Origin of the sequence: Ferruginibacter yonginensis, from assembly GCF_042651465.1 — a bacterium.
Classification (GTDB): Bacteria; Bacteroidota; Bacteroidia; order Chitinophagales; family Chitinophagaceae; genus Ferruginibacter; species Ferruginibacter yonginensis.
The window spans coordinates 975,678-986,716 of record NZ_JBHSCZ010000002.1 but is presented as its reverse complement, the minus strand read 5'-3'; the positions used below and the strand labels follow the sequence as shown (position 1 = coordinate 986,716).

Sequence of the window (11,039 nt, the reverse complement as noted above, 5' to 3'; positions counted from 1 at the left end):
GAATAATGGCAAATCACTCAGCTACCAAAAAAGACGTAAGACAAAGTGCAAAACGCAATGAGCGTAATCGTTACTATGGTAAAACAACCCGTAATGCAATTCGTGATATTAGAGCGATTGATGATAAAAATGCTGCTGCTGAAAAATTACCTTCTGTAGCTTCGATGATTGATAAATTGGCAAAACGTGGTACTATTCACAAAAATAAAGCAGCAAATTTAAAGCGTAAATTAGCGTTAAAAGTAAATGCTTTAGCAAAATAATACTTAGTATAAAATTATAATATAAAAGCCCGTTAATGCAATATTAACGGGCTTTTTGTTGATATTAAGTTAACAACGTTTCGAATGTTTTATAGTAATTTTGCGGCTCAAACAATTGATGCATGAAAAAAATTTACTTAAGCATTGTGTTGGCTTGCACTTTTATGTTAGGCTATACACAATCGGTTTCCATTACAAGTACGGGAACTGCCTTTACACAAGATTTTAATACGTTGGCCTCCACAGGTACAACAAACGCCATTACAACATTACCAACGGGTTGGACATTTTTAGAAGCAGGTACAAATGCTAATACAACCTACGCTGCAGATAATGGTAGTGCAAATGGTGGCAACACTTACAGCTATGGTACAACTAGTAATACAGATAGAGCATTAGGTGGCGTTCAATCTGGTAATGTAATCCCTACAATTGGAGCTCAGTTCATTAATAATACAGGCTCTACAATTACTTCATTATCGATAGCTTATACGGGTGAACAATGGCGATTAGGGGCTTTAAGTAGAGTAGATAGATTAGATTTTCAATACAGCACCAACGCAACTTCTTTATCAACCGGTACTTGGACAGATGAAAACAGCCTTGATTTTACTGCACCTACTCAAACAGGTACAGTAGGGCCAATAGATGGTAATGCAACAGCTAATAAAATGGCTATCAGCTTTACCATTACAGGTTTAAATATTGCAAATGGTGCTACAATTTGGATAAGATGGACGGACTTGAATGCTGCTGGTGCTGATGATGGTTTAGCTGTTGATGATTTTAGCATCACAGCAACTGGTGGTGCAGGCCCTGATGTTACCCCACCTACTGTAACAACTTTAACACCGCTTGACAATGCAACAGAAATATCTGTAAATACCAACTTACAAATTACATTTAACGAGCCGGTATTAAAAGGTACTGGTAACATTGTTATCAAAAAATCTAGCGATAACAGTGTAGTACAAACTATTGATGTTACAACAGCGAATGTTAGCGTTAATACAACAACGGCCACTATAACCATTAATCCGCTTATATTAAACACAAGTTATTATATTGAGATTGATAATGGCGCTTTCACTGATGCTGCTGCTAATGCATTTGCAGGTATTACTGGTGCAACTACTTGGAATTTTACAACCACAAGTATTCCTGCTGCTGGTGTTTTAGCACAAAACTATAGTTTCACTGATTGTGCTACTTTTTTACCAGATGGTTGGAGAACCTTTAATGTGGTTGGTGCTCAAGTTTGGACATGCGCTACTGGTGGAAGAACAGCCGACAATGCAATGTTTATGAACGGTTTTTCTGGTACAGCACAAACAAATGAAGATTGGTTAATATCGCCTCCATATGATTTAACAGGCGTAACAGCACCTACTTTAAAGTTTTATTCTAAGAGCCAATTTGCAGGTAATACGCTTGAATTAAGAGTTTCAACGAATTATATCCCAGGTACAGACCCAAATACTGCAACATGGACAACTATTACGGGTAATTTCCCTGCAGTGAACTCAAACGTATTTACATTATCAGATAATATTGACTTATCAGCATTTAACACCAGCAATGTAAAAATTGCATGGGTATACATTTCAAATACAACCACTGGCGCATCACGTTGGACGATTGATGATGTATCAGTGTATTCAACTGTAGTATTACCTCCATGTGTTGAACCTGCAGATCAACCAACCAATGTAACATTATCAGCAACACCTACATCAATTAGTGGAAGCTTCACATTGCCTGCAACCGCTGCTGATGCTTATTTAGTTGTGAGAAGTACATCAAGTACATTATCATCATTACCGGTAGATGGTACAAATTATAATGTTGGACAAACAGTTGGTGGCGGCACCGTTATTTTAAACGGCACCCTAACATCGTTTACTGATAATGGTTTAACACCAAGTACACAGTATTATTATTTTGTATTTAGCTACAATAATGAAAACTGTAGTGCAGGCCCTAACTACTTGCTAACATTAAACCCTGCACCAACAGGTAATACCAATACAGCTACTACACTAGCTTTGGCGCCATGTGTAGAGCCAACAGCAGCTCCAACAGCATTGGTTTTAAATGCTACTAATGCTACCATTACTGGTAGCTTTACCGCAGCAGCTAGTGCTAATAGGTACTTGGTGATTTATAGCACAGCCAATACACCAGTGCCTACACCTGTAGATGGCACAACGTATACAGTTGGTGCAGCCATTGGTAATGGTTTTGTTGGTGCTTATACTACCAACACCAACTTTACTATTACAGGTTTAACTGCTGCAACACAGTATTACATTTTTGTATACAGCGCTAATGCTGAATGTACTGGTGAGCCTGATTACTTTACAGGTGCCAATTTAGGCGGAACAGTTACTACTACTAATGGTACTGGTGTTCCAGCAGGATATTATGATGCTGCTACTGCATTAAACTGCCAGCCTTTAAAAACAGCTGTAAAAAATATTATTACAAATGGTGCAAACACATTAACCTATACGCCAGGTTTATGGAACTTATACCAATACTCTGATTTACATCGTAACGATGCTAACACAGCAGATATTATTTGGGATATGTATAGTGATAACCCAACTGGGCCAGAACCTTATACCTACACTTATAATACAAACCAATGTGGTACTTATACTGGCGAAGGCGGTTGCTATAATAGAGAGCACAGTACGCCACAATCATGGTTTAACCAGGTAAGTCCGATGGTATCAGATGCTCACCATATATTCCCAACAGATGGTAAGGTAAATGCCACTAGAAGTAATTTCCCTTACGGAGAAGTAACTACGCCAACTTCAACCTCATTAAACGGCAGTAAATTAGGCTCAGGTAATAATTTTGGTTATACTAGTACAGTATTTGAACCAATCAATGCATATAAAGGCGATTTTGCACGTGCAGGCTTATACATGGCTGTTCGTTATGAAGATGAAATTATCAGCCAAAATTGGTCACAGTTCGGCAATGCCAACCAAGTATTTTTAAGTGCTGCTGACGAACCAGATGCAGCCAAAAGAAGATTACAGATTTATGATGCTTGGTATTTACAAACATTAATTAAGTGGCATACCAATGATCCAGTAAGTCAAAAAGAAATTGATAGAAATAATGCAATTTATTACCAACCAGTAATTTCATCAGGATCTACGCCAATTGCACAAGCTAATAGAAATCCATTTGTTGATCATCCTGAATATGCTGCATTAATGTTCCAATGCACTGGTTTATTACCTGTTACTTTAATTGACTTTACAGCTCAAAAAAATAACAACGGTATATTATTGAAATGGTATGCAACTTTTGAAACTTCATTTAAACAATATGATGTTGAAAGAAGTGTTGATGGTAATGTATTTAATAAAATTGGACAAGTACAAGGTAACAACTTAACCAATTATTCATTTAACGATGATAAATTACCTGCAACATCAGTAGTGTATTACAGGTTAAAAATGATTGACCTTGATGGTAAATTTAAATACAGTAAAATAGTATCAGTTAAGTTAAACAACAACTTATCAAACGCTATCGTTTACCCTAACCCAACAATGGGTGCATTAAATGTTCGTTTGGTGGAAACTTTACAACAAAACAGTCAACTACAAATTATTGATGTTGCTGGAAGAATTGTAAAACAACAAAGCGTTAATGCTAACCAAATCAACATTAATTTAGATGTTCAAAATTTAGCTGCTGGTAGGTATTTTATCAAAATAAAGAACAATACACAGGTGATTCAACAATCATTTGTAGTGATAAAATAATTATCATTCAAACTTGTAAAAAAGCGGTTGCCTATTGGTAACCGCTTTTTTTATGCCTACATTTTACAAAATAGCTAGTTATAATTTCAATATTTTTGAAGCATGAAATATATTGTTATCCTATTGTTCACCTTGCTTACAAATATTTGTAAAGCTCAATTAACCATATTTGAACAATCAAACGGAACAGCCACAGCAACCTACGCTCAAATCATCAATTTTTACAAAACACTTGCTGCTAACGATAGTCGTTTTTTATTGAAAACCATGGGCCCGACGGATGCACATTATCCTTTACATACAATGTTGGTGAGTAACGATAAAAATTTTGAACCCACAAAATGGCATCAACAAAACAAAATTGTCATCTTCATTAATAACGGAATACACCCTGGCGAACCTGATGGCATTGATGCCAGTATGCTTTTATTAAGAGATATTCATACCAACAAAATAAAACTACCTAACAATATTGTATTGGCTGTAATACCGGTTTATAATATTGGCGGGTGCTTAAATAGAAACAGTAGCACCAGAGTAAACCAGAATGGCCCTATTGAATATGGCTTTAGAGGTAATGCCCAAAACCTTGACTTAAATAGAGATTTTACCAAAAATGATTCAAAAGAAGCTAAAACATTCGCCACTATTTTTCATTGGTTACAACCACAAATTTTTATTGATAACCATGTAAGCGATGGTGCTGATTATCAGCATACCATGACGTTGATTACCACACAATACAACAAACTTGGCCCAACCGCAGGCACTTGGTTACGAAACTTTTTTGAGCCTCAATTGTACGCTGGTATGCAACAAAAAAAGTGGGATTTAATACCTTATGTAGAATTTGATGGCGCCAATTTCAATAAAGGCATTGATATGTTTTATGAAACGCCTCGTTACAGTAGCGGCTATGCTGCTTTGTTTGGCACATTTGCCTTTATTCCAGAAACACATATGCTTAAGCCTTATAAAGAAAGGGTTACAGCCACTTACGACTTGCTCAATACATTTATAGAAAAAGCTGCAATTAATGCAACTACACTTTTAAAAATACAACAACAAGGCATTGCTGAAATAAGTACGCAAAAAACATTTCCCTTAAAATGGCGTATAGATAGGAGTGTGTACGATAGCATTATTTTTAAAGGGTATGAGCAAGATACAATGTTAAGTGCCGCTACCGGACTACAAAAAATGTATTACAATAAATTAAAACCATATACCCGTAGCATTAAGTACTTCAACAATTTTAAGCCTGAAAATATGGTTGAAAAACCAATGGCTTACTTTATACCAACTGGGTGGAATGATGTTATTGAAAGATTACGTTTAAATAAAATAAACGTAACGCAACTAAAAAATGATACCATCATCAACGTTACTGTTTACAGAATAGAAGATTACAAAAGCCGACCAACCGCTTACGAAAAACACCATGTAAATTATCAAGTAAAAACAAGCAGTTCACAACAACCTATTCAATTTTTAAAAGGCGATTACATCATCTACCTCAACCAAAAAAATAACCGGTACATTATTGAAATGTTGGAGCCTACTGGTGATGATAGTTTTTTTGCTTGGAATTTTTTTGATGGCATTTTACAACAAAAAGAGGGCTACAGCGATTACCGTTGGGATGATATTGCAGCCGATATTTTAAAAAACGATGCCGATTTACAAAAAAAATTAGCTGATAAAAAAGCCACCGATGCCGCTTTTGCTCAAAACAGCAATGCCATTTTAAACTTTATTTACAAAAACAGCAAGTGGTTTGAAAAAGCATATTTACAGTATCCGGTATACAGAATTGAGCACCAACAATCAATCAATAACTAAAAATGACTGTATAAAGGGTTAAAAATGAATAAAATAGCTTTGAATTCATTAAATTAAGGGCTTAAAGCATCTATTTCAATTAAATTTTCTTACTTTTGCAGCCCATTTACAATTAATGGGAAAATAATATTTTAAACAAATAAAAATCAGGGAAATGAGCAACTACGAATTGATGGTGATTTTTACCCCTGTGCTTTCTGAGGAAGAATTTAAAAACGCTCAGAAAAAATACGAAACGCTTGTTAAAGAAAACGGCGGAGAAGTATTGCACACTAATCCCTGGGGACTAAAATCACTGGCCTATCCAGTAGCCAAAAAGACTACAGGTCTTTATTGGGTAATGGAATATTCAGCGCCAACCAGCTTCAATGAAAAGTTGAAAATTCAACTTTTACGTGACGAATCAGTAATGCGTCACATGTTTACCGTACTCGATAAATACGCCGTGGAGTACAATGCAAAAAAGAGAAGTGGTGTAAAACATTCAGAACCACAAAAATCGGAGGCATAAGTTATGGCAAAGACAAACGAAATCAAATACCTTACAGCTATAAAGGCTGACAAGCGTCCGAAGAAATATTGTCGTTTTAAAAAGATGGGCATTCGCTACATCGATTATAAAGATGGCGATTTCTTAAAGAAGTTTTTGAACGAACAAGGTAAATTATTACCACGTCGTATCACTGGTAACTCTTTAAAATTTCAAAGAAAAGTAAGTGAAGCAGTAAAAAAAGCACGTCAAATGGCTATTTTACCGTACGTAACTGACTTAATGAAATAGAACAAACTTTTAAACCACCCTAATCCGCCTACGGCGGAGAAAGCAGCTGTTAAAGCAGTTGGGTAAAAATGCAACATTATGCAGGTAATATTAATACAAGATGTAAATAATTTAGGCGGTGCTAATGAGTTAGTTACTGTAAAAAATGGTTACGGTCGTAACTATTTAATTCCTAAAAAAATTGCTGTTGAAGCTAGTCCGAGTAACTTAAAACAGTTACAAGAAAAGTTAAAACACCAAGCGAAAAAAGAAGCTAAATTATTGGCTGAATTAAATAGCGTTATAGCAGTATTGAAAGATGGTGCTTTAAAAATTGGTGCAAAAACTGGTACTAGTGGCAAAATTTTCGGTAGCGTAACTTCAGTTCAAATTGCTCGTGCAATTAAAGAACAAAAAGGCTATGAAATTGACCGTCGCAGAATCACAATAGCAGAAGATATTAAAGAATTAGGCGCTTATAAAGCTACAATTGACTTTGGTAACGGTAACGAAACTGAGGTTGAATTTGAAGTTATTGGTGAATAATTGTTTAAACTCACTTTTAAAAATGCCGCAAATTGTACAATTTGCGGCATTTTTTATGCCTAAAACACTGATAAATAGGCTTTTATTGCCAAAAAAGTAGCACCCAAAAAAATTAAACAGAAATGTACGTTAGATTGATTTAACCCTTACATTTGTAGAGTCTCTAGGATTTAGTTTTAAATGTTGGCTGATTTTTTCTTTTCGTAAGTAGTTTTCAGTTCATTGTAGCACTAATGCCTAAGGCATAATTTAATTTATTTTTAAAAGTTTATTACAATGAACATTTACGTAGGTAATCTTAGCTGGTCAATGACTGACGAAGATCTAAACACTCTTTTTGCAGAGTATGGTACTGTTAGCAGTGCAAAAATTTTGAAAGACAAAATGAACGGTCGTAGCAAAGGATTTGGTTTTGTTGAAATGGAAGACGAAGAAGCAGCTAAATCTGCAATCGCTAACCTTAACGAAGTTGAAATTCAAGGTCGTAAGTTAATCGTTAACGAATCACAACCTCGTCCTGAAGGTGAAGGTTACAAAAAACGCAGCGGTGGCGGTGGTTACGGCGGCGGTGGTAGAAGCAGCGGCGGTTACGGTGGCGGCGGCGGAAGAAGCGGCGGTTACGGTGGCGGCGGTGGTAGAAGCGGCGGCTACGGCGGCGGCGGAAACAGAAACGGCGGCGGCGGTTACAGCAAAGATTATTAATATCTTAATATAACATCCTTTAAAAGCTCCTTCAAATGATGAAGGAGCTTTTTTATTACACGTACTTCACATTATTTTATGATATAACTTTTGATGTGCTAAACAATTTGCACAATTATTGTAATAGTTTTTCTAAAGAAATAGTAAAACAATTATTTGATTAAACGAATACATTAAAAATGAAGACATCAAAAAAACTAATTTATGCAACTGCAGCAGTTGCACTTACAGGCTTAATTATATATGCCATTAGAAAAAAGAATACAAAAAATAGGGTTGCACAAGTTGCTGATGAAGGGTACGAAACAGCAGCAGATGTGTTACACCCTACAAAAAATAGTAGGTTTAAAAAATTACATTATGGCCCCGTTTTGCCACACCATAGCTTTTAAATAATAAAGCCGTTGAACTTTTCAACGGCTTTATTATTAATATGATGATGATATTTTATTTGGCACCCGGAGGGCAATTTTTCTTTATAAAGTTAGTGTACAATGTAGCTAAATGTATAAATGTACCAGCTCCTTCACTAATACTGTGACTTCTATTAGGGTAAGCCATAAATTCAAATTGCTTATTGTAACGAATTAATTCGTTCAATAACATTTCAGCATTATCATAATGCACATTATCATCCCCAGTGCCATGTATGTATAATAATTTACCCTGTAAACCTTTTACATTATTTACTGGTGAGCCTTTTACAAAGTCTTCTAAATTTTCTTGAGGTAAGCCCATGTATCTTTCTTGGTAAATATTATCATAATTTAATTGATTACCTACTGCTGCAATGGCCACACCCGTTTTAAATATTTCGGGGTATTTAAACATTAAATTTAAGGTTGATGAACCGCCGCCACTCCAACCCCAAACGGCTACCCTATTTTTATCCATATAAGGTGCTTCTAATATTTTTTTTGCTCCCATGGCATAATCCCTAATATTGATATTACCTATTTTTCTGTAAATAGATTTTCGCCATTTTGCACCTTTTAATGAAGGTGTACCACGGTTATCAATAGAAACTTGTATATACCCATCGCCACTCATATTACCATTGTACAAATAATTTGTGTGTGCCCCATACTCATCGTTTACAGTTGAGGCTGCTGGCTCACCATATACATAAAATACCACTGGGTATTGTTTACTGGCATCAAAATTATTGGGTTTGTTGATCCAGGCGTCTAACAAAATATTATCTTCTGTAACAATTTGTAAGTACTCAATATTTTTTCTGGTATCAGTCTTTATATTATTAGCAATGCTTTTTGCTGCTGATGTTACTTTTAAATCAGGTAAAGTTAACCACTCCGAAACAGGTGGCGTATTCGAATTGCTGAAGCTGTGTAAAGCAAATTTTGCAAAAGGACCAATTTCATATTCATGCGTACCCTTTAATTTACCTAGTGTTACTAACTCTGGCTCATCTTTACCATTTAGAATTCTTACTCTATATAAATAAAGCTGCGTAGCATTATTAGGAGATGCACTGAAGTAGATGTAATTATTCAATTCATCAACAGCTAAGAGTTTACCAATATCATAATTGCCTTTTGTAAGCAATGTTGTTGTTTTTCCATCTCTACTAATTTTATAGATATGCCTCCAACCATCTTTTTCACTAACCCAAAGAAAATCTTTGCCTTGGTTAATCCAGTTCCAGCCAACAGGGTTATCGGTATTTAAATCAACCCAAGCATCATCGCTTTCAGCCCAAAAAGTGTAACTGCTACCATCACTTACTTTGCAATACATAAGTTTACTTTCTTGTTGCTTTCTGTTGAGTTGTTGTACAATCAATTCATTAGGGCCACTCCACTCCATTCGGGTAATGTAATGTTGTTGAGGATCACCTTCAATATTCATTTTACGAATTTGCCCACCTGCTACATTTACTACCAAAATACTAGCTGGCGATGGGCTTTCACCAACTTTAGGGTACTCTACCGGAATTACTTTTGAGTAAGGCGAATCAGTGGTATTGAGCATATAATAATCCCTAATTTTAGTAGCATCAATTTGCCAAAATGCAATTTGCTTACTATCGGGGCTCCACCTAAAACCATCTCTACAATTAAACTCTTCTTCATAAGCCCAATCGAACGTACCATTTATAAATTTTCGGGTGCCGTTGTTGGTAAGTTTTTTAATTTGGCCAGTTGCAACATCTTCCACAAAAATATTGTGTTCACTTACATAAGCCACCTGTTTACTATCAGGCGAAAATTTAGCAAACATTAATGATTGTGGGGCTAAGCCATTACCTAATTTAGTGAGGTTATTATTGGCTACGTTATACACCCAATAATCGCCACGGGTGTTATAACGCCACACTTTAGCCGTATTAGTAAACAACAACAATTTCGATTTATCGTAACTAAAATCAAATGATTGTGGCACCAAACTCGTACTGGCATTTTTAGGTTGCAGCGACTCCTTTTTTACCAATACTATAGCGGCTTCTGTTTTAGGATCAACCTTTACGATATTACCATCTTGTACCTCATAAAAACCAGTACCATCTGGCACCCACTTAATACCATCTTGTTGTGCCATTGCAAACATGGTTGCCAATACACAAAGTATTATTAAAAAACTACAGCGTTTCATCATAAACTTATTATTTAAAAATAAAAATACACATTAAGCTACATAACCCATACCCAACATAAAATAATTAGGTATAATTTTACAAAATAGATGTGAACCATGGAAAAAGAAAAATTAAGGATAGATAAATATTTATGGAGTATTAGGCTATTTAAAACCAGAAGTTTAGCTGCTGAAGCATGTGAAAAAGGCAAAGTAAAATACAATGGCAGTAATGTAAAAGCATCAAAACAAGTAAACATTAATGAAACGTATGAGGTAAAAACAGAAGCCAAAAAATGGGTAATAAAAGTAAGTGGCTTACTCCACAACCGTGTACAGTATAGTGAAGCTATTCATTACTATGTTGATATAACACCTGAGGAAGCTGTTGATAAAATACAATACCAAGCAGCGGCTTTTCATACGGGTAAACGATTGAGTAAAGTAGGCCGCCCTACCAAAAAACAGCAACGAGATTTAGAAGGGTTTATGGGAGATACTATTTAACTGTATCGTTTGTATTTTATTAATTAAAAAAAA

The 11,039-nt window shown here is 35.4% G+C and carries 10 protein-coding genes; 9 read left to right on the top strand and 1 reads right to left on the bottom strand.

Going from position 1 to position 11,039, the window contains the following annotated elements:
* The first annotated feature begins 5 nt into the window (after positions 1–5).
* The 8 genes from rpsT to ACFOWM_RS11475 all read left to right on the top strand — a co-directional run bounded on the left by rpsT (position 6) and on the right by ACFOWM_RS11475 (position 8,296).
* Complete coding sequence (gene rpsT / locus ACFOWM_RS11510; protein WP_379710175.1) at positions 6–263, top strand: 30S ribosomal protein S20; 258 nt, start codon at positions 6–8, stop codon at positions 261–263.
* 122 nt (positions 264–385) lie between these two features.
* Positions 386–4,054, top strand: coding sequence for an endonuclease (locus tag ACFOWM_RS11505; RefSeq protein ID WP_379710172.1), 3,669 nt, complete (start codon positions 386–388; stop codon positions 4,052–4,054).
* A 102-nt stretch (positions 4,055–4,156) separates the two neighbouring features.
* Positions 4,157–5,896, top strand: a complete 1,740-nt coding sequence (locus tag ACFOWM_RS11500) for a M14 family zinc carboxypeptidase (RefSeq protein WP_379710170.1) — start codon at positions 4,157–4,159, stop codon at positions 5,894–5,896.
* Between the two features lie 154 nt (positions 5,897–6,050).
* Entirely contained in the window at positions 6,051–6,407 is a 357-nt protein-coding gene (gene rpsF, locus ACFOWM_RS11495) for a 30S ribosomal protein S6 (RefSeq protein WP_379710168.1), read from the top strand.
* Between the two features lie 3 nt (positions 6,408–6,410).
* Positions 6,411–6,677: a 30S ribosomal protein S18 gene (gene rpsR, locus ACFOWM_RS11490; RefSeq protein ID WP_379710165.1), complete on the top strand. Its 267-nt coding sequence runs from the start codon at positions 6,411–6,413 to the stop codon at positions 6,675–6,677.
* A 78-nt stretch (positions 6,678–6,755) separates the two neighbouring features.
* Positions 6,756–7,202, top strand: coding sequence for a 50S ribosomal protein L9 (rplI, locus tag ACFOWM_RS11485; protein WP_379710163.1), 447 nt, complete (start codon positions 6,756–6,758; stop codon positions 7,200–7,202).
* Positions 7,203–7,478: 276 nt separating this feature from the next.
* Positions 7,479–7,904 (top strand): RNA recognition motif domain-containing protein, encoded by a 426-nt coding sequence (locus ACFOWM_RS11480; protein ID WP_379710161.1) that lies wholly within the window; start codon positions 7,479–7,481, stop codon positions 7,902–7,904.
* A 179-nt stretch (positions 7,905–8,083) separates the two neighbouring features.
* Positions 8,084–8,296 (top strand): hypothetical protein, encoded by a 213-nt coding sequence (locus tag ACFOWM_RS11475; RefSeq protein WP_379710159.1) that lies wholly within the window; start codon positions 8,084–8,086, stop codon positions 8,294–8,296.
* Positions 8,297–8,351: 55 nt separating this feature from the next.
* Here ACFOWM_RS11475 and ACFOWM_RS11470 read toward each other — a convergent pair whose 3' ends face one another.
* Positions 8,352–10,520 (bottom strand): S9 family peptidase, encoded by a 2,169-nt coding sequence (locus tag ACFOWM_RS11470; RefSeq protein ID WP_379710156.1) that lies wholly within the window; start codon positions 10,518–10,520, stop codon positions 8,352–8,354.
* Positions 10,521–10,616: 96 nt separating this feature from the next.
* On the opposite strand from ACFOWM_RS11470, the gene ACFOWM_RS11465 reads away from it, so the two are divergent.
* Entirely contained in the window at positions 10,617–11,006 is a 390-nt protein-coding gene (locus ACFOWM_RS11465; RefSeq protein ID WP_379710153.1) for an RNA-binding S4 domain-containing protein, read from the top strand.
* Positions 11,007–11,039: the final 33 nt, after the last annotated feature.

Bases quoted from the DNA above. Each gene is read 5' to 3' on its own strand.
- rpsT (WP_379710175.1), top strand. From the start codon at position 6: ATGGCAAATCACTCAGCTACCAAAAAAGACGTAAGACAAAGTGCAAAA.
- ACFOWM_RS11505 (WP_379710172.1), top strand. From the start codon at position 386: ATGAAAAAAATTTACTTAAGCATTGTGTTGGCTTGCACTTTTATGTTA.
- ACFOWM_RS11500 (WP_379710170.1), top strand. From the start codon at position 4,157: ATGAAATATATTGTTATCCTATTGTTCACCTTGCTTACAAATATTTGT.
- rpsF (WP_379710168.1), top strand. From the start codon at position 6,051: ATGAGCAACTACGAATTGATGGTGATTTTTACCCCTGTGCTTTCTGAG.
- rpsR (WP_379710165.1), top strand. From the start codon at position 6,411: ATGGCAAAGACAAACGAAATCAAATACCTTACAGCTATAAAGGCTGAC.
- rplI (WP_379710163.1), top strand. From the start codon at position 6,756: ATGCAGGTAATATTAATACAAGATGTAAATAATTTAGGCGGTGCTAAT.
- ACFOWM_RS11480 (WP_379710161.1), top strand. From the start codon at position 7,479: ATGAACATTTACGTAGGTAATCTTAGCTGGTCAATGACTGACGAAGAT.
- ACFOWM_RS11475 (WP_379710159.1), top strand. From the start codon at position 8,084: ATGAAGACATCAAAAAAACTAATTTATGCAACTGCAGCAGTTGCACTT.
- ACFOWM_RS11470 (WP_379710156.1), bottom strand. From the start codon at position 10,520: ATGATGAAACGCTGTAGTTTTTTAATAATACTTTGTGTATTGGCAACC.
- ACFOWM_RS11465 (WP_379710153.1), top strand. From the start codon at position 10,617: ATGGAAAAAGAAAAATTAAGGATAGATAAATATTTATGGAGTATTAGG.